This is a genomic window from Amphiplicatus metriothermophilus, from assembly GCF_900199215.1.
Taxonomy (GTDB): domain Bacteria; phylum Pseudomonadota; class Alphaproteobacteria; order Caulobacterales; family Parvularculaceae; genus Amphiplicatus; species Amphiplicatus metriothermophilus.
In genome coordinates this window covers 1-23,036 of record NZ_FZQA01000008.1, presented here as the reverse complement: position 1 = coordinate 23,036, position 23,036 = coordinate 1, and the positions used below count along the sequence as shown (strand labels likewise).

Annotated in this window: 25 protein-coding genes; 2 read left to right on the top strand and 23 right to left on the bottom strand. The window is 69.6% G+C overall.

Annotated elements, in window-relative coordinates; all coding sequences use genetic code 11:
• The 20 genes from ybgF to tkt all read right to left on the bottom strand — a co-directional run bounded on the left by ybgF (window position 1) and on the right by tkt (window position 18,817).
• Window positions 1-795, bottom strand: coding sequence for a tol-pal system protein YbgF (ybgF, locus tag CHB64_RS13280; RefSeq protein ID WP_143266023.1), 795 nt, complete (start codon window positions 793-795; stop codon window positions 1-3).
• Between the two features lie 250 nt (window positions 796-1,045).
• Window positions 1,046-1,558, bottom strand: a complete 513-nt coding sequence (pal, locus tag CHB64_RS13275; protein WP_089413113.1) for a peptidoglycan-associated lipoprotein Pal — start codon at window positions 1,556-1,558, stop codon at window positions 1,046-1,048.
• 252 nt (window positions 1,559-1,810) lie between these two features.
• Window positions 1,811-3,151: a Tol-Pal system beta propeller repeat protein TolB gene (gene tolB, locus CHB64_RS13270; protein WP_089413112.1), complete on the bottom strand. Its 1,341-nt coding sequence runs from the start codon at window positions 3,149-3,151 to the stop codon at window positions 1,811-1,813.
• A gap of 36 nt (window positions 3,152-3,187) precedes the next feature.
• Entirely contained in the window at window positions 3,188-4,054 is an 867-nt protein-coding gene (locus CHB64_RS13265; protein ID WP_089413111.1) for a hypothetical protein, read from the bottom strand.
• Between the two features lie 27 nt (window positions 4,055-4,081).
• Entirely contained in the window at window positions 4,082-4,525 is a 444-nt protein-coding gene (tolR, locus tag CHB64_RS13260; protein WP_089413110.1) for a protein TolR, read from the bottom strand.
• Window positions 4,525-5,244, bottom strand: a complete 720-nt coding sequence (tolQ, locus tag CHB64_RS13255) for a protein TolQ (protein ID WP_089413109.1) — start codon at window positions 5,242-5,244, stop codon at window positions 4,525-4,527. The genes tolR and tolQ overlap by 1 nt, the downstream gene beginning before the upstream one ends.
• 261 nt (window positions 5,245-5,505) lie before the next feature.
• A complete protein-coding gene (gene ybgC, locus CHB64_RS13250; RefSeq protein WP_089413108.1) occupies window positions 5,506-5,946 on the bottom strand; it encodes a tol-pal system-associated acyl-CoA thioesterase in 441 nt (146 codons plus the stop codon).
• Entirely contained in the window at window positions 5,943-7,103 is a 1,161-nt protein-coding gene (locus tag CHB64_RS13245) for a fumarylacetoacetate hydrolase family protein (protein WP_183233972.1), read from the bottom strand. The genes ybgC and CHB64_RS13245 overlap by 4 nt, the downstream gene beginning before the upstream one ends.
• Complete coding sequence (gene ruvB, locus CHB64_RS13240; protein ID WP_089413243.1) at window positions 7,100-8,134, bottom strand: Holliday junction branch migration DNA helicase RuvB; 1,035 nt, start codon at window positions 8,132-8,134, stop codon at window positions 7,100-7,102. Before ruvB ends, CHB64_RS13245 begins: the two co-directional genes overlap by 4 nt.
• 93 nt (window positions 8,135-8,227) lie before the next feature.
• On the bottom strand, window positions 8,228-8,572 hold the full coding sequence (locus CHB64_RS13235; RefSeq protein WP_159462507.1) for an endonuclease domain-containing protein: 345 nt from the start codon (window positions 8,570-8,572) through the stop codon (window positions 8,228-8,230).
• A gap of 304 nt (window positions 8,573-8,876) precedes the next feature.
• The gene (gene ruvA, locus CHB64_RS13230) at window positions 8,877-9,506 is read right to left on the bottom strand and encodes a Holliday junction branch migration protein RuvA (protein WP_089413106.1); all 630 of its coding nucleotides are present in this window, start codon (window positions 9,504-9,506) and stop codon (window positions 8,877-8,879) included.
• On the bottom strand, window positions 9,503-10,027 hold the full coding sequence (gene ruvC, locus CHB64_RS13225) for a crossover junction endodeoxyribonuclease RuvC (protein WP_089413105.1): 525 nt from the start codon (window positions 10,025-10,027) through the stop codon (window positions 9,503-9,505). The genes ruvA and ruvC overlap by 4 nt, the downstream gene beginning before the upstream one ends.
• 51 nt (window positions 10,028-10,078) lie before the next feature.
• Window positions 10,079-11,101 (bottom strand): tetratricopeptide repeat protein, encoded by a 1,023-nt coding sequence (locus CHB64_RS13220; protein WP_143266022.1) that lies wholly within the window; start codon window positions 11,099-11,101, stop codon window positions 10,079-10,081.
• A gap of 7 nt (window positions 11,102-11,108) precedes the next feature.
• On the bottom strand, window positions 11,109-11,780 hold the full coding sequence (thiE, locus tag CHB64_RS13215) for a thiamine phosphate synthase (RefSeq protein ID WP_089413103.1): 672 nt from the start codon (window positions 11,778-11,780) through the stop codon (window positions 11,109-11,111).
• 98 nt (window positions 11,781-11,878) lie between these two features.
• Window positions 11,879-12,733: a Coq4 family protein gene (locus CHB64_RS13210; RefSeq protein WP_089413102.1), complete on the bottom strand. Its 855-nt coding sequence runs from the start codon at window positions 12,731-12,733 to the stop codon at window positions 11,879-11,881.
• A gap of 306 nt (window positions 12,734-13,039) precedes the next feature.
• On the bottom strand, window positions 13,040-14,080 hold the full coding sequence (locus tag CHB64_RS13205; protein WP_089413101.1) for a class I fructose-bisphosphate aldolase: 1,041 nt from the start codon (window positions 14,078-14,080) through the stop codon (window positions 13,040-13,042).
• Complete coding sequence (locus tag CHB64_RS13200) at window positions 14,077-15,294, bottom strand: phosphoglycerate kinase (RefSeq protein ID WP_089413100.1); 1,218 nt, start codon at window positions 15,292-15,294, stop codon at window positions 14,077-14,079. Before CHB64_RS13200 ends, CHB64_RS13205 begins: the two co-directional genes overlap by 4 nt.
• Window positions 15,294-15,782 (bottom strand): hypothetical protein, encoded by a 489-nt coding sequence (locus CHB64_RS13195; RefSeq protein WP_143266021.1) that lies wholly within the window; start codon window positions 15,780-15,782, stop codon window positions 15,294-15,296. Before CHB64_RS13195 ends, CHB64_RS13200 begins: the two co-directional genes overlap by 1 nt.
• Before the next feature lie 13 nt (window positions 15,783-15,795).
• Complete coding sequence (gene gap, locus CHB64_RS13190) at window positions 15,796-16,803, bottom strand: type I glyceraldehyde-3-phosphate dehydrogenase (protein WP_089413098.1); 1,008 nt, start codon at window positions 16,801-16,803, stop codon at window positions 15,796-15,798.
• 10 nt (window positions 16,804-16,813) lie between these two features.
• A complete protein-coding gene (tkt, locus tag CHB64_RS13185) occupies window positions 16,814-18,817 on the bottom strand; it encodes a transketolase (RefSeq protein WP_089413097.1) in 2,004 nt (667 codons plus the stop codon).
• A gap of 194 nt (window positions 18,818-19,011) precedes the next feature.
• Between tkt and CHB64_RS13180 the strand changes: the two genes are divergently transcribed.
• Together CHB64_RS13180 and CHB64_RS13175 are read left to right on the top strand one after the other, a co-directional pair.
• Window positions 19,012-19,260 (top strand): hypothetical protein, encoded by a 249-nt coding sequence (locus tag CHB64_RS13180; RefSeq protein ID WP_089413096.1) that lies wholly within the window; start codon window positions 19,012-19,014, stop codon window positions 19,258-19,260.
• A 3-nt stretch (window positions 19,261-19,263) separates the two neighbouring features.
• Window positions 19,264-19,593 (top strand): cell division protein ZapA, encoded by a 330-nt coding sequence (locus CHB64_RS13175; RefSeq protein ID WP_089413095.1) that lies wholly within the window; start codon window positions 19,264-19,266, stop codon window positions 19,591-19,593.
• A 9-nt stretch (window positions 19,594-19,602) separates the two neighbouring features.
• Here CHB64_RS13175 and CHB64_RS13170 read toward each other — a convergent pair whose 3' ends face one another.
• The 3 genes from CHB64_RS13170 to mutL form a co-directional block, all read right to left on the bottom strand.
• On the bottom strand, window positions 19,603-20,283 hold the full coding sequence (locus CHB64_RS13170) for a nitroreductase family protein (RefSeq protein ID WP_375790372.1): 681 nt from the start codon (window positions 20,281-20,283) through the stop codon (window positions 19,603-19,605).
• Window positions 20,284-20,290: 7 nt separating this feature from the next.
• On the bottom strand, window positions 20,291-20,848 hold the full coding sequence (locus CHB64_RS13165) for a hypothetical protein (protein WP_089413094.1): 558 nt from the start codon (window positions 20,846-20,848) through the stop codon (window positions 20,291-20,293).
• Window positions 20,849-20,928: 80 nt separating this feature from the next.
• The gene (gene mutL, locus CHB64_RS13160; protein WP_089413093.1) at window positions 20,929-22,818 is read right to left on the bottom strand and encodes a DNA mismatch repair endonuclease MutL; all 1,890 of its coding nucleotides are present in this window, start codon (window positions 22,816-22,818) and stop codon (window positions 20,929-20,931) included.
• Between the last annotated feature and the right edge of the window lie 218 nt (window positions 22,819-23,036).

Genomic DNA, 23,036 nt, shown 5'->3' with positions numbered 1-23,036 from the left:
CTAGCGGCAATTGATGCGCGACATTTCGAGATCGGCGCGATCGCGCACGGGTTGCGACGCGTTCGGAAATTTCGAGCGCATGGATTTGAAGACCTGGCAGGCCTCGCCCGTCTGGCCGAGGCGCGCAAAGGCCGTGCCGAGCTTCAGATAGGCTTCGGCCGCGCGCGAATCGTTCGGATATTTCTTGATATGCGCGATGAAGGCGTCCGCCGCGTCGGCGTTCTTGCCTGTCGCCAGATAAATCTCGCCGAGGCGGAACTGCGCATCCGCCGTGCGCGGATGATTGGGAAACGCTTCCAGGTAAAGCTCGAACGCCTCCTCCGCGCGGGCGTAATCGCCGCGCAGCAGAAAGCCCGACGCGTAACTGAACGCCTCGTCGGGATCGAACGGCAGGGCGACGTCGGACTCCTCGCCGCTCGCCTCGGCGATGCGCTCGGCGATCGGATCGCCGCCGGGTCCGAGCGCGACCGGCCCGCCCGTCGCCGCCGCCCCGTCGGCGCCTTCCGCGCCGCCCGCCAGCGCCGCGCTCACGGCGTCGAGCCGGGCCTGGGTTCGCTCGAGCTCATAGGACAGCTCCTCAATGCGGCCGGTGAGCTCCTGAATCTGCTCCTGGAGCTGGCCGAGCCTGACCGAAGTGTCGGCGGCGGCCGGCGCGCGCGCCTGGAGATCGGCCACGGCCTGCTCGAGCGCCGTCAGCCTTTCCTTCGTCGATTGCGCCGCGGCGGGGCCGGAAGCGCACGCGCCCGCCATGGCCAGAACGCCGGAAGCCAGCAGAACGGAGATCTTTCCACGCATGATGTCGCTCTTTCTTTTGCGCATCCTCTAGCGCCGGACGGCCTTGTCGCCGCCATGGGACGGTCGGCGCGAGGGCGCACTCTAACGGCAAACGCCGCCGCGAGTCACCGCTCGGCGATACCCGCCTTCTGCGACGAAACCGTGGCGGGGACCCGACGACGACGCCCGCCGCGACGAAAAACGCCGACCCCGGTTCGACGCCGGGGCCGGCGCTGTCGACGGCGAAATTCGCCTTAAAGCTGCGCGCCGCTTACGAGCTCACGCCCGTGATGGTGGTCGTCGCGTTGCGGTTGAGCGACCAGGCTTCCTCGGTCGAGCGCGGATCGATCGGGCGCTCCTTGCCGTAGGAGACCGTGGTGATGCGCGAGCCGTCGACGCCGAGGCTGACGAGATAGGCGCGCGCAGCCTCCGCCCGGCGGGCGCCCAGCGCAAGGTTGTACTCGCGCGTGCCGCGTTCGTCGCAGTTGCCGGCGATCAGAATGCGCACATTGGGGTACTGCTTGAGCCACGCGGCCTGACGGGCGAGCGTGGCCTGCGCCTGCGGCGTCAGCGTGTACTGATCGTAGGCGAAGAAAACGCGATGTCCGGCCGATTGTTCGAGATCGGCCTGGCTGCCCGGCGCCGGGCCCGACGGGGCCGGCGCGGTCGTCGCCGCGCCCGTATCCGTCGCCGCGACGTCCGGACCCGAGCTGCTGGCGCATGCCGAAAGCAAAATCAGCGCGCTGGCGGCGCTGGCGACTTTGACGACGGTATCGAACTTCATGATCTTCCCTGCTCCACCTTGCCATCTTCGGGCTTTGCGAGCGCCCCCGCTTTGAGCCCCTCGAATTGACCCTGCGCCTCGCGATCGCCGGGCGCGCTACAACTTATAATCGGGCCCTTTACGATCGCCTATCAGTTAAACGTCAAAGTTTAACCAATGGCTGAAAAGTAGCGGCGTCCGTTGACGCGCGCAAGCAAAGCCGTTCCGGCGCCCTAATGAATTTTCGGTTGCGGGTTCTCCATCCTTCTTCCCTCACGGCAGAAGCGGGGACCAGGCGGGATCCGAGGCGTCGCCCGGCGTGGGGATTCGGCGCAGATTCTGGCCCGTTAGGTCGATCGACCAGAGCGCGCTCGTCCCGCCCGAGCCGTCGCGATTGGTCGGGGTCTGACGGTAGAACATGATGACCCGGCCGTTCGGGGCCCAGGTCGGCCCTTCGTCGAGATAGCTCTCGGTCAACAGGCGCTCGCCCGTCCCGTCAGGGCGAATCACGCCGATGTAGAATCGGCCCTGATATTGCCGCGTGAAGGCGATGAGGTCGCCGCGCGGGCTCCACACGGGCGTCTGATAGCGCCCTTCTCCGAAGGTGATCCGGCGCTGGTTCGATCCGTCGGCGTTCATCACATAGATCTGCTGCGAGCCGCCGCGGTCGGACGCGAAAGCGATTCGCCGGCCGTCGGGCGACATCGAGGGCGACACGTCGATGGCGGGATTGTCCGTAAGCCGCGTAAGTCGACGCGTGGCCAGATCCATCATGAATACGTCGGAATTGCCGCCCCGTTCCATGGACATGAGCACGCGCGCGCCGTCCGGCGTGAAGCGCGGCGCGAAGGTCATGCCCCGGAACGATCCGAGCTGCTCCTGTTCGCCCGTCTCGATGTTGAACAGATAGACCTGGCCCGGACGATTCTGGAACAGGGCCATATAGGTGATCTGCTGCTGGGTCGGAGAGAAACGCGGGGTCAGCGCCTGATAGCTCAGCCCGTCGGTCAGGAAGGTGGGATTGGCGCCGTCCTGATCCATGATCATCAGGCGCTTGACGCGATTGTCCTTCGGTCCCGTTTCATGGACGAATACGACGCGGGTGTCGAAATAGCCGTCCTCGCCGGTGAGCGACTTATAGACGAAATCGGCGACCTTGTGGGCGGCTCGGCGCCAATTGTCCGCAGGCGTCTTGAAAGCGACCGCGCCGAGCTGCTCGCCGGCGTACACGTCCCAGACGCGCGTGGCGACTTCGATGCGTCCGTCGGCGAGATCGCGGGTTTCGGCGACGACCAGCACCTGCGCGTTGATGAGGCGCCAGTCCGGAAAGCGCGGGCGCACGTTCACCGATTCGAGATTCTCGATATAGGCGCGCGGATCAATCACCGCGAACAGGCCCGAGCGGTCGAGATCGGCCTTGACGACGTCGGTGATGTCGCGCGCAAGATCGCTCATCGGCGCGCTGGTCGCGATGAAATCCGGCACGGCGATCGGCATCGGCTCGATATTGCCCTGCGTGACGTCGATGCGCACCCGCGCCGAAGCGGCGAACGGCGCGGCCGCAGCCGCGAGTAAGGCGACAAGGCTCAAAAGCAGTCTGAAGGTCTTGCTCATCGTCTCGCTTTCCGGCGGTTCGCGCCCCTGAAAGAATTAATATCCGGCCATCTCGCTGGGGTCGAAATTGATCGCCCACGCTTTCCAGTCGTCATAGCGTTCCTGCGGCAGGAAATCATAGGGCTGGCACGAAATTATGGCGCGCAGCGCCGTCTGCTCCGCCGCCCGCCAGAACCGGTTGCCGGAAAGGGCGATCTGGGTCGCGTTCGCCACGCGCGGCTGGCCGGCCAGCGTGCCGTCGCGCTTGAGCTCGAATTCGACGGTCACGATGAGCTTGTTCGCCTCCGGCGCGCCGGCGAGCGCGGTGACGTTCCAGCAGCGCGCGACGGCGGCTTTCATCTTCGCGCGGTCGCTGGCCGTCAGACGGTCGCCGGGGCCGACGCGGGCCTGCGGTCTGTCCGCCTGCTGAGCGGTTTCGGCCGGCGCCTGCGCGGGAGCGGCTTGCCGGTCGCGCGCCTTGTCGACCAGCGCCGCGAGGCGGTCGAGATCGATTTCCTCGTCTTTCGGTTTCGGCTTGGGCTGCGGCTTGGGCGGCTCGGGCTTCGGCTGAGGTTCCGGTTCCGGCTCCGGCTCGACCGGCTTCGGTTCGGGCTCGGGTTCGGCGGCGGCGACTCGCGGCGGCGGCGCGGGCGCCGGCTCGGGCCTGACCTCCGCCGCCGCCGGCGGCGCGGGTTCGGGTTCAGGTTCGGGTTCAGGCTCCGGTTCGGGCTCCGGTTCGGGCTCCGGCTCGGGACGCGCCGCGGGCGCGCTGGTCAGCTCCGCCAGCTCCGCTTCGGAGATCAGCTCGATCGGCACTACAGGCTCGCTCACGATCCGCGTGCGCCAGCTCTCGGGCAGCGACAGGAAGGCGAGGCCCGCGACCGCGAGATGCAGCAGGATCGAAGCGAAGAGGCCGAAACGCATGGGCTCCCGCGGCGCCTCCCCGTCGCGCTAGTTCAACTCTGGATCGGTGACGAGGCCGATTTGGCGATAGCCCGCGGCGTTGATGCGGCCCATGACGCGGACCACCTCGCCGTAAGAGCGCGACTGGTCGCCGCGAATGTAGATCCGCTGTTCATAGCCGGCCGTGGCGATGGCGTTGAGCCGCGGCACCAGATTTTCGAGCTCCACCGGCGTCTCCTGCAGATAAATGGTCCCGTCCGCGGCGACCGTGACGGTGAGCGGCTCGCCCTGATCCGGGATCGGCTGGGCGGCGGTCTCCGGCAGGTCGACGGCGACGCCGACGGTCAGCAGCGGCGCGGCGACCATGAACACGATCAGCAGCACCAGCATGACGTCGACGAAGGGCGTGACGTTGATCTCCGCCATCGGCCGCGGCCGGCCCGGACGGTGCCGGCCGTTGCTTGTTCCGGTCTGGACGACGCCTGCAGCCATCAGCGCGCCCTTTCATCGAGCTGGCGCGACAGGATCGCCGCGAACTCGTCGGCGAAACCCTGAAGGCGCACGGCGAAGGAATTGAGCGCGGCGGAATAACGGTTGTAGCCGACCACCGCCGGAATCGCCGCCAGAAGGCCGAGGGCGGTGGCGAACAGCGCCTCGGCGATACCCGGCGCGACGACGGCGAGATTGGTGTCCTTGGTGGCCGCGATCGCCTGGAACGAGGTCATGATGCCCCAGACCGTGCCGAACAGGCCGACGAAGGGCGCCGCCGAGCCGATGGTCGCCAGCGTGCCGAGATTGCGCTCGGCCGCTTCGAGCTCGCGGGCGACGGCGACGTTCATGACCTTCTCGATGCGCTGCTTGGCGCCGGCCACGAGCGCGTCGGTGCGTCCGGCGTCCTTGGCGCGGCCCCACTCGCCCATGCCGGCGGCGAACACCCGGGCCATCGGATGGTCCAGCTTGTCGGCGATCTTGCGATGCAGCTCGTCAAGCGGCCGGCCCGACCAGAACTGGTCCTCGAACCGGCGCGATTTCGCCTTGAGCCGGCCGAACAACATCGATTTGTCGATGATGATCGCCCAGGACCAGACCGAAGCGACCGCCAGGATGCCCATGACGGCCTTCACCACCAGGCCGGCGCTCAGAAACAGGCTCCAGAGGCTGAAATCGCCCCCCAGTCCTGCGCCCGCCGCTATCGCGACATCAGTCTCCATAGTTTACGATCCCCTGCACCTGCCCGCGCCGGCGGGCCGCTGACGGAATTGCCGAATATATTAGGCGGCCGGCGTGACGGCCTCGTTGCTTCCCTCGACCCTGGTCTTCCTTCGACCCTGGACTCGCGGCGCAAGCGCCGCCCTGCGCCGTCCAATAACACCGCCGCATGCGATCTTGTAACCTGTTCGCCGCGCAGATGCCCATACAATTTGGCCGAATCGCGGCCGGCGCGGCGAAAGCGACGCGCGCCTGTCGGATTTTTAATCGCCGGTTGAGCGCGCCCTCGATGTTTCGTCGCGGACGCGAGCAGCGAGCCGCCCGGCGACGTCCGCCGGAAGGCGGCGCGGCCGGCCGTCCCGGTTCATGCAGGCGGCCTCCACGTCGGCGCGGGCGAGAAGCCGCCCCTCGCGGCGGATTTCCTGCTCGAGCAGAAAGCGCGCGCCGCGCGTCTCGACGAACCGCGTGCGCACTTCGATCAGATCGTCGATGCGCGCCGGCGCAAGCCATTCGACCGTCATTTTCCGAACCGCGAAGACCAGCGGCTCGGCCCGCTGCAAAAGCTCGCAATGACGGACCCCGCACGCGCGCAGCGCCTCGGTGCGCCCGCGCTCGAAGAAATGCAGATAACGCGCGTGATAGACGACGCCCGAAAAGTCGGTGTCCTCGTAATAGACGCGGATGGCGACGGCGAAGTCGGTCATGAATTCCCGAGGAGCCCGCGCGCGGCGAGATTCTTCATCAGCGCGCCGGCGCCGAAAGTCCAGGGCGGCGCGCGGTCGCTCGTCGTCACGACATTGACGAGCGCGCCGAGACGGGGCGAGGAGACGACGACCCGGTCGCCCTCGCGATGGGTGAAGCCGCGCCCCTTTTCGCCGCGATCCTCGACCGGCGCGAACATCGTGCCCAGAAACAGCATCAGCCCGTCCGGATACTGATGGTTCTCGTTGATCGTCTGCGCGAGCAGCGCGGCGGGCGGGCGGCTGATCTCGCTCATGCGGCTTTCGGCGGCGAGCGAAAAGCCGTCGCGCCCCTCGATTTCCAGGCGCACGACCGCCTGCTCGACGTCCGCCATGGCGAAATCGTCGTCGAAAAGCCGGACGAACGGCCCGACGGCGCAGGAGGCGTTGTTGTCCTTGGCCTTGCCGAGCAGAAGCGCGCTGCGCCCCTCGAAATCGCGCAGGTTCACGTCGTTGCCGAGGCTCGCTCCGACGGCGCGCCCCTTCGAATTCGCCGCCAGCGCGATCTCCGGCTCGGGATTGCTCCAAGACGAGGCCGGATGAACCCCGACGGGCGCGCCCCAGCCGACCGCGGACATCGGCTGGGCCTTGGTGAAAATCTCCGCGTCGGGACCGATCCCGACTTCGAGATATTGCGACCACAGGCCCTCGGCCGTCAGCGCCTGTTTGAGCCGGGCGGCGGCCCCGGAGCCGGGGCGCACGCCTTCGAGGCTCGCGCCCACATGCGCGGCGAGGCGGCTGCGGATCGCGTCGGCCTTCGCCGGATCCCCGCCGGCGCGCTCCTCGATCACCCGCTCGATCAGGCTCGCCGCAAAGGTGACGCCGCACGCCTTCACCGCCTGAAGATCGCAGGGCGCCAGAAGCGTCAGGTCTGCATCCGCGCCCGGCGGGCCGATTTCGTCGAGGCCGCCAAGCGCGTCGAAAGACCCTTCCCGCAGGCGCGCCGGCAGGTCGTCGATCTCGAACAGAAGGCTCGTCGTCGGCGCGAGCGCCGAGAGATCGAAGACCGTCCCGTCCCGGAAGAGCGCGGGCGACGGCCCGCCGGCGTCCCGCCGCCACACGCGCCCGACCAGAATCGCCGCTTCATGGTCGGCGGGCAGCGCGTCGGCGAGCCCCGTCACGTCTCCGCCTCGTCGAACAGGCCGGGCCCGACGCCCTTCGGCGCCGGCAGGCCCAAATGCCGCCAGGCGCTCGCCGACAGCGCGCGCCCGCGCGGGGTGCGCTGGATGAGGCCCTGTTGCAGGAGGAACGGCTCGATCACGTCCTCGACGGCGTCGCGGGCCTCGGCGAGGGCCGCGGCGATGGTCTCCACCCCGACGGGCCCGCCGCCGAAATGCTCCGCAATCAGCCGAAGATAGCGCCGGTCGAGCGGGTCGAGGCCGACGGCGTCGATCTCGAGCCGGGCGAGCGCGCGGTCGGCGACGGCGCGGTCGATCACCGGCGCGCCCTCGACGGTGGCGACGTCGCGCACCCGGCGCAGGAGCCGGCCGGCGACGCGCGGCGTGCCGCGCGAGCGCCGCGCGATCTCCATCGCGCCGTCCTGCGAGATCGCCGCGCCGAGCTTTTCCGCGCCGCGCCGCACGATGGCGCAAAGATCCGTATGGGAATAAAAATCGAGCCGCACGGGAATGCCGAAGCGGTCGAGCAGGGGCTTGGCGAGCAGGCCCGAGCGCGTCGTCGCGCCGATGAGCGTGAAGCGCGGCAGGTCGATCCGCACCGAGCGCGCCGAGGGTCCCTCGCCGATCATGAGATCGAGGGCGTAATCCTCCATCGCCGGGTAGAGCACTTCCTCGACCGCCGGCGAGAGGCGGTGAATCTCGTCGATGAAAAGAACGTCGCCCGCCTCGAGATTGGTGAGGAGCGCGGCGAGATCGCCCGCCTTGGTGATGACCGGCCCCGAGGTCGCGCGGAAATTCACCCCGAGCTCGTTGGCGACGATCTGGGCGAGCGTCGTCTTGCCGAGGCCGGGCGGGCCGTGAAAGAGCACGTGATCGAGCGCCTCGCCGCGCGCGCGCGCCGCCTCGACGAAAACGCGCAGATTGTCCTTCGCTTGGGGCTGGCCGACGAAGTCGTCGAGGCGCTTCGGGCGCAGCGCCGCGTCGGCGTCTTCGGCCTTGCGCGCGCCGTCGATCAGGCGGTCGTCCTTGCGCAGGAGTTCAGACACGAGGGCCTCCCCAAACGCCGCGCGTTCTCCCCTCTCCCGTCTTGCGGGAGAGGGGCCGGGGGTGAGGGTGGATTCGTCGCATCAAAGCCCAAGCTCTTTCTGAACCAGCGCGAGAAGATGATCCCGGCTCATCGCAGTCGCGGCGGGAACGTGCAAGAGCCGCCAGCCCTGTCCCCTGATCGCCTGCTCGCGAACGGCGTCTTTTTCCGAGACGGACGAAAGGCGGCGAACGCCGCCGTCTATCTCAATGACCAGCTTCGCCTTGACGATCGCGAAGTCGACGATGAACGGACCTATCGGATGTTGACGGCGCACCGGAAAACCTTGCGCGCGAAGGGAGCGCAGCGACTCCCACGCCCGTCGCTCCGGCGCATTGGCGTTCTTGCGGAAACGACGCGCGACCCGGGTATTCGGACGCGGATTCATGACCGCCCCATCGTCGTTCGATGCGACGCCGCGCTGACGTCTTCGCTCTCGCTTGCGCGCCGGGGCCGGGAGCATGGCGAAGCATTCAAGGCGAAACGGCGCGCCCGGTTCTCTCCCCTCTCCCGCCCCGGCGGGAGAGGGGAGAGAACCGGGCGCGAGGGAAACCGGCCTCGCATGACGACGTAAACTGCGTGCAAAAACACAGCGCCGCCACCCTCACCCCTAACCCCTCTCCCGCAACGCGGGAGAGGGGAACAGCAAAGCGCGTCGATCAGGCGGTCGTCCTTATGGGCGGGTTCGGGCGTCACGCCGCTGCGAGCTCCTTCAGCGCGCCCTTGATGAGATCTTCGACGCCCGCCTGCTCGCCGAGACACTCGGCGGCGAGGGCGACGGCGCGGCGCGCGGCGACGCCGTCATAGCCGAGATTGGCGAGCGCCGAGACCGCGTCGGCGCGGCTGTCGGGCGCGCCGGCGTCGCTTCTCGCCGCGGCGGGAAAACGCGCGACGACGGCGAAGCCGCGCCCGGTTCCGGCGAGCGCGCCGAGCTTCGATTGCAATTCGCTGACGATGCGCTGGGCGAGCTTTTTGCCGACGCCGTGCGCGCGCGCCACGACGCCGGCGTCCTGCGCCGCGACGGCGTCATAAAGATCGTCCGGCGGCAGAACGGCGAGCACCGCGAGCGCATGGCGCGCGCCGACCCCCTGCACGCCCTGCAGCAGGCGGAAGGCCTGGCGCTCGGCCTCGCTTTCGAAGGCGTAAAGCCGGATCATGTCCTCGCGCACGACCGTCTCGACGCTGAGCGTCGCCGCCTCGCCCGCAGCGAGCCTGTGCAGCAGCCGCGCGTGAGCGTGCACCTCGTAACCGACGCCGCCGACGTCGATGAGCGCGCCGTCCTCGAACACCGCCGCCACGGTTCCCCTCAAACGCCCGATCACGCCTGCGCCTCCATGACCGTGCGGGCGAGGCGGCGCGCGCCGCGCCAGTGGGCATGACAGATGGCCGCGGCGAGCGCGTCGGCCGCGTCCGCCGGCTGCGCCCCCGCCGCCGGCAGAAGCGCGCGCACCATCGCCTGCACCTGAGCCTTGGCGGCGTGGCCCTGGCCCACGACCGCCTTCTTGATGCGGTTGGTCGCGTATTCGGCGATCTCGAGCCCGGCGAGCGCCGGCGCGAGCAGCGCGACGCCGCGAGCCTGGCCCAGAACCAGCGCGTCGCGCGGGCTGGCGTTGACGAAGGTCTCTTCCACCGCGACCTCGTCGGGCCGGTGCGTCTCGATCACGGCGCGCAGGGCGGCGAAGATGCAGGCGAGCCGGCCGGCCGCGCTTTCGCCGCGCGGCGCGCGCGCCGCGCCGGCGGCGACGAAGGACAGCCGCGGGCCGTCGCAGTCGATGACGCCCCAGCCCGTGACGGCCGAGCCCGGATCAAGCCCCAGAATGCGAATGCGCGCGCTCATGGTCATGCGCCGTCAAGCATGGCCCGCTTCGCGAGAGAACGAAACGGGAATTTTTCATCAGGGCCGCAGGTCGGAACGCCCGGAAATCTCCGCCGCAAGCCGGGCGCGCAGGGCTTCGGCGCTGGCGCGCAGCTCCGGACTCATCTCCGCCGCGCCGAGCAGCGCCCGGTCGACCCATTGCAGGGCGGCGACCGGATCGCGCGCCCGCCCGTCGCCCTCCGCCAGCGCGACGGCGTAAAGGAACCGCCCCTGCGGGTCGCCCGCTTCGGCCGCGCGCTCGAACCAGTCGGCGGGGCTGTCGTCGGTCTCTCCCGCCCGGCCGTCATGGATGAGAAGCCCATACGCGACCGCCGCTTCGGGAAGGCCCGCTTCCGCCGCGGCGCGCATCCAGCGGGCGGCCCCCGCGGGGTCGGGCGGGCCGGCGAGGTCCCCGCCGAGGATCAGCGCGAGATCGAATTGCGCCTCCGGATGGCCCTGCCCGGCGGCGACAAGAAGATGCTCCTTGGCCTTGCGGAAATCCTGCCTGCGGCCGTCGCCGGAAAGGTAGGCCGCGCCCAGATAAAACCGGCCCGCGGCCTCGCCGGCTTCGGCCGCCGCCTCGAACAGGTCGGCGGCGCGAACGGGATCGCGCGCGAGGCCGTCGCCGCTCATCAGAAGGAGTCCCAGGCGGACCTGCGCCGGCGGATGGCCGTTGTCGGCGGCGAGCGCGTACCATTGCGCGGCGCGCGCCGAGTCCTGCTTCACGCCGTCCCCGTAAAAGGCGAGCTCGCCGAGCGCGAACTGCGCGTCCGCGCTGCCGGCGCTCGCGGCCCTGAAATAAAGGTCGAGCGCGCGCTCGAGATTTTTAGGCCCGCCGAGGCCCTTTTCTTCGAGATAGCCGAGCAGATGCTGCGCGTCGCGGTCGCCGGCTTCGGCGAGCGGCTCGGCCAACGCGCGGGCCGCAGCGTAATCGCCCGCGACCATCCGCTCGAAGGCGGCGGCGACCGTCGGCGCCTCGGCGCGCGCCGGAAGGGCGGGCGCGGCGGCGAGCAGCGCGGCGGCCAGAAGCGTCAGCGCGGGCGACATGGGGCGAGCGGCCATAGTCTTCTTATCCGCTGATTCCAGCGGGCGGGGCTTCCTGCGCGGCGCGGATCGCAGCCTCGAACCGGCGCACGGCCGCCGCCGGACCGTCGGGATCATTCCATACGGCGCCGCAGACGGCGAGATAATCCGCCCCGGCGCGCGCCAGGACGCCGCAATTCTCCGGCGTGATCCCGCCGATGGCGACGCAAGGAAGCGTCGTGGCGTAGGCCCACCATTCGATGAGCGCGGGATCGGCGCGGGTCGGCGCCTCTTTCGTATCCGTCGGGAAGAACGCGCCGAAGGCGACGTAATCGGCGCCCTCCTCGCCGGCGATCATGGCGAGGTGCTTCGAGTCGTGGCAGGTCACGCCGATGATGGCGTCAGGCCCCAGAAGCGCGCGGGCGTCCCTGCAGGCCGCGTCCTGCTGGCCGACATGAACGCCGTCGGCGCCCGCCTTTTTCGCGAGGTCCGGCCGGTCGTTGACGAGAAACGCGGTCTCGCGCGCCCGCGCCAGGGGCAGGAGCGCCGCCGCCGCGCGCAGGATTTCCTCGTCAGGCGCCGGCGTTCCGTCGCGGTCCTTGAGGCGGAGCTGCGCGCAGGCGACGTCGCCGGCGTCGAGCGCGGCCTCGAAATCCGCGGCGAACCGGGCGAGATCGGCGATGCGCGGCGGCGTGACGAGATAAAGGCGGCAGGACATAATGCTCAGGGCTTAGGTTTTAGGTGTTGGGTTTCGGGCGGCGACGAACGGCGCGGCCTACCCTTAAGCCCTAAAACCTGAAACCCAAAACCTGAATCTTACCCCGCCATCGCGGCTTCGGCTTCGCGCTGGGCCTGGGTCTTCTTGACCTTCGGCTTGAGGAGATCGCGCTTCACCTCTTCGGGGATCGCATTGTAGACCGTCGGCGCCAGGATGTTCAGCCTGCGGCGGACTTCCCCGAGCGGCAGCGGCAGCAGCGCCTCGACATCCTGGGCGGGAATCCATTCGGCCTCAAGCCCCATGCGGCGGGCTTCGTTCGCCGCACGCCAGAAAGGCTGGCCGGGCCGTTCGAGCTTCATGGCGAGAAGCCCGATCCAGATGATGAGCCGGAAGCCCGGATTGCGCGTCTGGGCGCGGGTGAAGCACAGATTGCACAACTCGCCCAGCGCATCGCGCCCGTAGCCGGTGAGCACGTGCCAGAGGTCGTGGCTGACGTCGAGATGCAGGAACAGGCGGCGATATTCCGGGAACTGCGTATCGCCGCGGAAGTCGATGCCCGCTTCGGCGGCGGAATCGATGAGCCCTTCGGGCGTCAGATTCTCCCCTTCCATGAAGGCGAGATAGGCGCGCCCGAAGCTGCCTTCCGGCATGGCGCGCAGCCTTTCGCGGTCGGAAAGGATTTCCTCGAGCTTCACTGGCTCGCTCACGACCCTGCGCCCGTACGGCGTGGCGACGAACCGCCTGAACGTGCGCTTGCCGGCCCGGCCGGACAGGGCGGCGACGGCTTCGAACACCTGACGGGTGTCTTCCTTGTTGAGGACGAGCTTGACGACGGAGACGAGCGCGTGCAGCGGGCGCACCGGCGGGGCCGGCGGCGTCGGACAGCCCCCGATCCACTCGATCTTTTCGGGGGGAACGGTTTGCGTCGCGCTGGCGTGTTCGGCGGCCATCATGACGACATCTCCGGAGCGGCGGCGGCAAGTCTTACACTGACCGGTTTACCAAAAATAAATGTCGGTACGCGGCCGGCCCGCGTCAAGGGCGGGAGGGGGGGCGGGAGGGGAAATTTCGCATCGCCGCCGCCTTCGGATAGAATGGCGCCGGGAGGACAGCGTCATGCGTCGATCCCCAGCGGCCCGCGCCCCGGCGGCGTCCGTCGCCGTCGCGCTTTTTGCGCTCGCCCTCGCCGGCTGCGACCCCGCCGGCGACCGCCCCTTCGATCCCATCGCCGGGAGGACGGCGGAACCGTCCGGCCGGCTTTACGCCGCCTCTTCGAGTCCGTCGGACCACTCGCCGCGCTGGGCGAGGCCGTTCATGCGGGCCCGGTGGGCGAAGGCTTTCTGCGCGGCGGGGACATTCTCGGCCTTGCCGGCCCAGGCCTTGAGCGGGGCGGCCTGCAGCGCGCGCCCGTAAGAGAAGGACAGGGGCCAGGGCAGCCAGTCCGCATATTGCGCGTTCATGGCGTTGAGGTGCGCCGTCGCCTCCTCGTCGGACTGGCCGCCCGACAGGAACACGATCCCCGGCACGGCCGCCGGCACGGCGGCGCGGAAGCATTTCACCGTCTTTTCGGCGACTTCCGAAACGCCCGCCTGCTTGGGGCATTTCTTGCCGGGCACGACCATGTTGGGCTTGAGGATCGTTCCTTCGAGCGCCACGCGCTGGTCGTAGAGCTCGGCGAAGACCGCGCGCAGCACGTATTCGGTGACCTCGTAGCAGCGGTCGATGTCGTGATCGCCGTCCATCAGCACTTCCGGCTCGACGATCGGCACGATGTCCGCCTCCTGGCAGAGCGCGGCGTAGCGGGCGAGCGCGTGCGCGTTCGTCTTTATGCAGCAGACGGAAGGAATCGCGCGGTCGCCGCCGCGGCCGATGTCGATGACGGCGCGCCATTTCGCGAAGCGCGCGCCGAGCCCGTAATACTCCTTCAGCCGGTCGCGCAGCCCGTCGAGGCCTTCGGTGATCTTCTCGCCCGGCGCGAAGGGAAGATCCTTCGCGCCCTTGTCGACCTTGATTCCCGGGACGGCGCCGGCCTGCTCGATCAGCCTCACGAGCGGCGTTCCGTCCTTCGCGTTCTGGCGGATCGTCTCGTCGAACAGGATGACGCCGGAGATGTATTCCTTCATCGCCTCTTCGGTGCGGAAGAGCATCTCGCGGTAGTCCCGGCGGTTCTCCTCCGTCGACTCGACGCCGATGGACTCGAAACGCTTCTTGATGGTGCCTGAGGATTCATCCGCCGCCAGAATTCCCTTGCCAGGGGTCATCATGGCGAGCGCGATCTTGTTGAGCGCGTCGAGGTTCATTGCTCGTCCCCTTTGTCTTCGTTCGCTTCCAGCGCTTTAACGCCCGGCAGCGTCTTGCCTTCCAGCCATTCGAGAAAGGCGCCGCCGGCGGTCGAAACGTAGGTGAAGTCGTCCGCGGCCTGCGCGTGGTTGAGAGCGGCGACGGTGTCTCCCCCGCCCGCGACCGCGACGAGACCGGCCTCCTTCACGCGCCGGGCCGCGAAGCGCGCGGCCTCCACCGTCGCCGTGTCGAAGGGCGCGATCTCGAACGCGCCGAGCGGTCCGTTCCACACGAGCGTTTTGGCGGCCTCGATCTTCGCGGCGATCAGATCGACGCTTTCCGGCCCGAGATCGAGGATCATGTCGTCGGGTCTGACCGCATCGACGGCGACAACCTCGCTCGGCGCGCCGGCCTCGAATTTTTTCGCGACCACCGCGTCGACGGGCAGGACGAGCTCGCATCCCTTTTCCGCCGCCTGCGCCATGATCTCCCGCGCCGTGTCCGCGAGGCCCGGCTCGCACAGCGATTTGCCGACGGAGAGCCCCTTGGCGAACAGGAAGGTGTTGGCCATGCCGCCGCCGACGACGAGCGCGTCCGCCTTGCCGATGAGATTGAGGAGAAGGTCGAGCTTGCTCGAAACCTTGGCCCCGCCCACCACGGCGATCATGGGGCGCTCCGGGTTCGACAGCGCCGCGGCGAGGTAATCGAGCTCGCGCTGCATCGCCCGGCCGGCCGCCGCCGGCAGAACGCGCGCCAGCCCCTCGGTCGAGGCGTGGGCGCGATGGGCCGCGGAAAAGGCGTCGTTGACGTAGAGATCGCCGTTCTCGGCGAGCGCCTTCACGAAGTCGGGGTCGTTCTTCTCCTCGCCGGCGTGAAAGCGCGTGTTTTCGAACAGCGCCACGTCGCCGCCGATGAGGCGCGCGGCCGTCCGGCGCGCCGGCTCGCCGACGCAGTCGGAAGCGAACTCCACAGGCCCGCCGAGCAGCGCGCCGAGCTTTTTCGCCACGGGACGCAGGGAATACTCCGGATTCGGCGCGCCGTCGGGCCGCCCGTAGTGGGACAGCAGGATCACCTTGGCGCCGCGCTTGGAGAGCTCCTTGATGGTGGGGAGCGCCCGCTCGATGCGCGTCGCGTCGGTCACCTCGCCCTTCTTCATGGGGACGTTGAAATCGACGCGCACCAGAACGCGCTTGTCGGCCACGTCGAAATCGTCAAGCGTGCGATAGCGCGCCATCATCGCTCCTTCCGATCGTCGGCGGGACAGCGGACGAAAACCGTCTCCTGCCCGTCCGCGCGGCTCAGCCGCAGCATGTCGCCGCCCACATCGACATCGACGGTCTCGGCGTAGGGCGCGGCTTCGCCCTCGCAGAGAAGATCGAGCCGGTAGCCGCCTTCGGTCCCTTCTTGCGCGTTCGCGATGCGGCAGCGGTTCTCATAGCCGATGAAGGCGTCCGCCGTGAAGGCGACGGGCGACGGATCGGCCGAGCCGGGGGCGACGCCGCAAAGCGCGGGCTCCGCCGCCCACACGCCGATGTAAACCGGCTGATGCGCCGTCGGCCGCTCGCCGTCTTGCGCCCCCGGACCGGGCTCGACCGCGGGCTCCAGGGGCTGATTCCGGGCGTCCGGCTCGCCGTCGCAGGCCGAAAGGCTCGCGCCGGCGGCCAGGGCGAGCGCGGCGATCGCGCGCCGCATTCGCCCCGTCTTGGCCCGTCCCCCGCCCATGGAGTGCGGCTCCTCAGAGGTGTTTGGCCATCTCGAGCGCGACGTCGGCCATGCGCGTGGAGAAGCCCCATTCGTTGTCGTACCAGGCCAGCACCCGCACGAGCCGGCCCTTGATGATCTGCGTCTGCGCGAGCGCGAAGGTCGAGGAATGGGGATTGTGGTTGAAGTCCGACGAGACCAGCGGCTTGTCGGTGTAGGCGAGCACGCCCTTCATCGGCCCGTCGGCGGCCTCGATCACCGCGCCGTTGACCTCCTCGACCGCGGTCTCGCGCGACGCCGTAAAGACGAGGTCGATGACGGAGACGTTCGGCGTGGGCACGCGGATCGACGAGCCGTCGAGCTTGCCCTGCAGCTCGGGCAGGACGAGGCCGAGCGCCTTGGCCGCGCCGGTCGAGGTCGGGATCATCGACATGGCCGCCGCGCGCGCGCGGTAAAGATCCTTGTGCAGCGTGTCGAGCGTCGGCTGGTCGCCGGTGTAGGAATGCACCGTCGTCATGTAGCCGTAGTCGATCCCGACCGCGTCGTTGAGAACCTTCGCGACCGGCGCGAGGCAGTTGGTCGTGCACGAGCCGTTCGAGACGACGAGATCGTCCTTCGTCAGCGCGCTGTGGTTGACCTTGTAGACGATGGTCTTGTCCGCGCCTTTGGAAGGGGCGGAGACCAGCACCCGCCTGGCGCCGGCGTCGAGATGAAGCGCCGCCTTTTCCCGGTCGGTGAAGACGCCCGTGCATTCGAAGACGATGTCGACGCCGAGATCCTTCCACGGCAGCTTCGCCGGATCGCGCTCGGCGAAGACCTTGATCGGCCCGCGACCGGCGTCGATGCTGTCGGCGGTCGTCTTGACTTCCTGCGGGAAGCGTCCGTGTACGGAGTCGTATTGCAAGAGATGCGCGTTGGTCTCGACAGGCCCGAGATCGTTGATGGCGACGACCTCGATCCCCTGCCGGTCATGCTCGATCATCGAGCGCAGCGCCAGACGCCCGATGCGCCCGAACCCGTTGATTGCGACTCTTACGGTCATCGTCCTTCTCCTAATCGATCAGCTTCTTTGCAGCCTTCGCGACCGCGTCTGCAGCGATCCCGAAATGCGCGTAAAGGTCCGGCCCCTTGCCCGACGCGCCGAAGCCGGTCATGCCGACGAAGGCGTCCTTGCGGCGCAGGAACAGATCCCACCCCTGACGGACCGCCGCCTCCACGCCGACGCGCGGCGCCTTGCCGAGCAGCCTGGCGCGGTATTTCTCCGGCTGCAGACGGAACAGCTCGAAGCTCGGCGCGGAGACGACGCGGGCGCGGATTTTGCCTTGGGCGAGCTTCTCGCGCGCTGCGAGGGCGATCTCGACCTCCGAGCCCGTGGCGATCAGCACCACGTCCGGGTCCGCCTCTTCCGCGATCGCATAGGCGCCGCGCGCGCAGCGGTTCTCGTCCTCATGGGCGAGCCGGGCGGGCGCGAGATTCTGGCGGGTGAGCGCGATGACGCTCGGCCCGTCGCGGCTCGCCAGCGCGAGCTCCCAGCATTCGGCCGTCTCCACCGCGTCGGCCGGACGAAACACCTTGAGATTGGGAATCGCGCGCAGGGCGGCGAGATGCTCGACCGGCTGATGGGTCGGACCGTCCTCGCCGAGTCCGATCGAGTCGTGGGTCATGACGAAAACGACGCGCTGGCCCATCAGCGCGGCGAGACGGATCGCCGGCCGGCAATAGTCGGAGAAGACGAGGAACGTGCCGCCATAGGGAACGACGCCGCCATGCAGCGCCATGCCGTTCATCGCCGCGGCCATGGCGTGCTCGCGCACGCCGTAATGGAGGTAGCGGCCGGCGTAATTCTCCGCGCTCAGAACATCAAGACCCTTGGTCTTGGTGTTGTTCGAGCCCGTCAGGTCCGCCGAGCCGCCCACCGTGTCGGGGATCGCCGCATTGACGACCTCGAGAGCCATTTCCGAAGCCTTGCGCGTGGCGACCTTGGGCGGATTTTCAGCGAGAACCTTCTTGTACTCGCGGATCGCCCCGGCCAGCGTTTCGGCGTAGTCGCCCTTGAGCGCGGCCTCGAACGCGTCCTTTTGCGGGGAGGCGTCGAGACGCGCGCGCCAGGCTTCGCGCGCGGCGCGCCCGCGCCGGCCGGCTTCGCGCCAGGCGGCGAGAATGTCGTCCGGAATCTCGAACGGCGGATGCGGCCAGCCCAGCGCTTCGCGCGCGGCCGCGATCTCCTCCGCGCCCAGGGGCGCGCCGTGCGCGGCCGCCGTGCCGCCCTTCTTCGGAGCGCCGCGGCCGATGACGGTGCGGCAGGCGATGAGGCTCGGCCGGTCGCTTTCCCGCGCGGCCTCGAGGGCGCGCGCGACCGCTTCCGGGTCATGGCCGTCGACCCGCGCCGTCGCCCAGCCCGAGGCGGCGAAGCGCTGAAGCTGGTCGGTCGAGTCGGCGAGCGCGGTCGGCCCGTCGATCGAAATCCGGTTGTCGTCGAACAGAACGATCAGCTTACGGAGCTTCAGATGCCCGGCGAGGGCGATCGCCTCGTGGCTGATCCCTTCCATCAGGCAGCCGTCGCCCGCGATCACATAGGTGTAGTGGTCGACGAGGTCTTCGCCGAAGCGGGCGGCGAGATGGGCCTCGGCGATCGCCATCCCGACGGCGTTGGCGAGCCCCTGGCCGAGCGGGCCGGTCGTCGTCTCCACGAGCGGGGCGTGGCCGTATTCGGGATGGCCGGCGGTCTTGAACCCGAGCTGGCGGAAGTTCCGGATCTGGTCGAGGTCCATTCCCTCATAGCCGAGGAGCCAGCCGAGGGCGTAGATCAACATCGAGCCGTGGCCGGCCGACAGGATGAAGCGGTCGCGGTCGGGCCAGTCCGGCGCGGCGGCGTCGAGCTTCATGAACCGCGCGAACAGCGTCGTCGCGACGTCGGCCATGCCCATCGGCATGCCGGGATGGCCGGATTTCGCCTGCTCCACCGCGTCCATGGCGAGCGCGCGGATGGCGTTGGCCATGCCGGCGAAAAGGGCGGGATCGGCGGGCGCAGTCCCGGCGCGGGCGGTGTCGGCCATTCGAACCTCGATCTGGGCGGGATGGATCGCGATGCGGCTTTCTCGCGGCGCTTCATGCCTCGCAGGCGCCGGAGGGTCAAGAGAGCGCTCCTAACCGACAACGCATCCTGACTAAAGGATGAATCCGCCCTTTCTGGACAGACGCCGCGGCGCTCGCCAAACTGGCCGCGCCGCAGTCGAGGAGACGCGATCCCATGTCGACCTTTGAAGACGCGGCCGCGCGGCTCTCCGGCGCCGTCGAGGCGCTGGAAGACGCGCTCGCCCAGCGCCTTCACAATCTCGCCCTTCAGGGCGAGTTCGCAGAGGCCGCCCGCCGCCAGTCGCGCGCCGCGCGGGCGCGCGCGGAGGCCGCCTCGGAAGCCATCGCCGGCGTGATCGCGGAGCTGCGCGCCATTCTCGACGAAGCCGACGGCGCGGCCGGCGCTCAAGCGAACGAGGCGTGATCCATGGCGCAGGCGGACATCGCGATCAACGGGCGCCTCTACAAGGTCACCTGCGACGACGGCCAGGAGCAGCGCCTGCAGCAGCTCGCCAACTATTTCGACCGCCATGTGACGCGCCTGTCGGGCGAGCTGGGCCAGATCGGCGACGCGCGGCTGATGCTGCTCGCCGCGCTCACCGTGTGCGACGAGCTGTTCGAGACGCGCAAGCGCCTCGCCGATCTCGAGGCCGCCGGCGCCCCGCTCGATCCCGAAAGCGCCGGCGCGGCGCGGCGCGCGCTCGAAGAGGCCGCCGACCGGGTCGAAGCCCTCGCCCGGCGCGCGGCCGAGGGCTGAGCGCGGCCGTCAGACGACGCGCAGAATGTCCTCGAGCGCTTTCTTCTTCAGCGCATGTTTGGGGACCTGCGCGTTCGCCGCCGGCCGGCCTGCGACGATCAGCATGTAGGGTTTCTCCGAGGGCGGACGGTCGAGAATCTCGCTTAAAAACGCCATCGGATTCGGCGTGTGGGTGAGCGTGGCGAGCCCCGCGTGATGCAGCGCGGCGATGAGAAAGCCGGTCGCGATGCCGACGCTCTCGTTCATGTAATAGGTCTTCTGCTCGCGGCCCGTCGCCGCCGCGTTGCGGCGCTCGGCGAAGACGGCGATCAGCCACGGCGCGATCTCGAGATAGGGCTTGACCTCGTCGGTGCCGAGCGGCGCGAGCGCGTCGAGCCATTCGGGCGAAGCCTTGCCGGCGTAGAAGGCGCGCTCCTCCGCCTCGGCGGCGGCGCGGATCTTCCGTTTGATCTCGCGATCGCCCACCAGCACGAAACGCCAGGGCTGCTGGTTGGCGCCGGACGGGGCGCGCCCGGCCGCGGCGATGCAGGTCTCGACGACGTCGCGCGGCACGGGCTCGGGCGAGAACTCGCGCACCGTGTGGCGGCGCCGGATCTCCTCGAAAAAGGCGCGCGCGCGGGCGCGCATCTCCTCGTCCGCGCGCGCGACGTAATCGCCGAGCGCGGCGAGCGGGACGAACTCCGGCTGCAGCAAGATCTTATTCTCCGTCTGCGAACAGTTTCGGTCTCGCGTCGAGCCGGCGATAGGTCATGGTCCGGCCCGGCTTCTCGACCCCGTTCCTGTCTACATAGAGAGAATCGACCGTGAGCGCATCCTCGCCGATGGTCGCGCGCGCGCGCACCTGCGCGATCGTCTCGTGGCCGTGCACTGTCTCGACGGCCTCGAAGCCGTCCTCCTCGAGCCTCACCGTTCCCGTCGTATGAAAGCCCGCCGTCGTGAAATAGTGGAAGACGTATTCCTTCGCGCCTTCATCGTAGAAGATGATGGTGCGCCCCCCATAGCTTCCGTCGGCCAGCCGATGGGTCGATTGCAGGGCGCGCCCTTCCAGAATGAAGTCGTAGACGACCGTGTCGACGATCGGCGCGCCGTCCGGACCCGCGCCCTCCCCGCGCCAGGCCGAACCGGCGAGCGGCGCGAACGGCGCCATCGGCTCATAGGCCGCGACCGCCGTCTTCGAAGGCTCGCCGCCCGCCGCCGCGCCCGCCCCCGCCGTCCACAGCCCCATAAGGGCCGCCGCAAGAATCCGCCGTCGCATGATGTTCCTCCCGCGCTTTCTAATGTACCATACTGGTTACATATTTCGCGCCCGTCAACCGCCCTTCGCGGCCGGTCCCCTCAGCGCCGGCCGAACAGGCGTTCGATGTCGGCGAGCTTCAGCTCGACATAGGTCGGCCGGCCGTGATTGCACTGGCCGGAATGGGGCGTGGCCTCCATCTGGCGCAGGAGCGCGTTCATCTCCTCGACCGTGAGCCGGCGCCCGGCGCGCACCGAGCCGCGGCATGCCATCGCCGAACACACCTCTTCAAGCCGCTCCCTGAGCGCCAGGCCGTCGCCGAGTTCGGCGAGATCGTCGGCGAGCCGGCGCACCAGCGCGGAGATATCGGCCTGGCCGAGAAGCGCCGGAATTTCGCGCACGACGACCGCGTCCTCGCCGAAGCGTTCGAGCACGAGCCCGAGCTCGGCGAACTCCTCGGCCCGCGCCGCGACGCGCTCGGCCTCGTCGGGTTCGAGCTCGACGATCTCGGGAATCAGAAGGCCCTGGCGCGGGACCGCGCCTGCGGCGAGCGCGGCCTTCATCTTCTCATAGACGAGCCGCTCATGGGCGGCGTGCTGGTCGACGATGACGAGCCCGTCTTCGGTCTGGGCGACGATATAGGTCTCGTGAAGCTGGGCGCGCGCCGCGCCGAGGGGAAATCGCCGGGCCGCGGCGCCGTCCCCCGCGGCGATATCGGCGCGCGCGCCGGGCGCGTCGGTTCCCGCCAGCGCCGGGGCGAAGGCGCGCGCGCGATCGCCGAGGCCGCCGGGCGCCGCGGCAGAATCCTCCGCATGCGGCGCGAAGGGGTTGGGCGCCGCCGCTGGAGACAGGCCCGGCCGGATCGGCGCGTAGGCTCGCGACGGGCCGCCGCCCGCGCGCAGCCGGCCCAGCGCGAACGCCGCGGTCGTCGTCGCCGCGCGATGGCCGGCCTCGGCGAGCGCATGACGCAGCGCCCCGACGATGAGGCCGCGGACCATCCCCGGGTCGCGGAAGCGCACTTCCGTCTTCGCCGGATGGACGTTGACGTCGACGAGCTCGGGCGGGGTTTCGAGAAACAGCGCGACGACGGGGTGGCGGTCGCGGGCGAGGAAATCGGCGTAGGCGCCCCTCACCGCGCCGACGATCAGCCTGTCGCGCACCGGCCGTCCGTTCACGAACAGAAACTGCTTGTCGGGCAGGCCGCGATTGAAGGTCGGCAGGCCCGCGAAGCCCGAAAGCCGCACGCCCTCGCGCGCGGCGTCGATGGGCAGGGCGTTCTCCTCGAACTCCCGGCCCATGATCGCGCCGAGCCGCCTCAGGCGGCCTTCCGCGTCGTCGCTTTCCGCGGGGAGGGCGAAGACCCTGCGCCCTTCGGAGACGAGCGAAAAGGCGGTCGCGGGAAAGGCCATGGCGAGCCGGCGCGCGATTTCGGCGACGGCGCCAGCCTCGGCTCGGGCGGATTTTAGAAACTTCAGCCGGGCCGGCGTGGCGTAGAACAGATCGCGCGCCTCGACGCGCGTTCCGTGTCCGGAAAAGGCGGCCGGCGCCGGTCCGTCCACAGCGCCGCCGTGCACGGACAATCGCCACGCCTCACGCGCGCCGCGCGCCCGGCTCGTGATGTCGAGGCGCGCCGCCGCCCCGATCGACGGCAGCGCCTCGCCGCGAAAGCCCATGGTGGCGATGTTCGTCAGGTCGTACTCGCCGTCGGCGGCGGGCGCGAGCTTCGAGGTCGCGTGCCGCTCCACCGCGAGGAGAAGATCGTCCGGGCCCATCCCGACGCCGTCGTCGGCGACGACGATTTCCGTCTTGCCGCCGTCGCGGATCTCGATGTCGACGCGCCGCGCCCCCGCGTCGAGGCTGTTCTCGACGAGCTCCTTGACCGCCGCGGCGGGGCGCTCGATCACCTCGCCCGCCGCGATGCGGTTGACGGCCGCCGGCGGCAGACGGCGGATGACAGGGGCGGCGGCTTGGGCGGCGGCGCGATTCGACATGGGACGAGCTTAGGCCATGTCGCGCCGGGGGGAGAAGCGGGCGACGCGAAGCGGGGAAAAGAAGCGCGCCGCGCCGATCCGCGCCCGTCGTCCCGGGCGCATTGCAGCGCGCAGCGGTGCAATGCAGACCCGGGACCGCTCCCGGCCCGCTCCGTCGTCGTCCCGGATGCGGCGCAGCGCGCAGCGGTGCGATGCAGACCCGGGACCGCCCCCCCCCC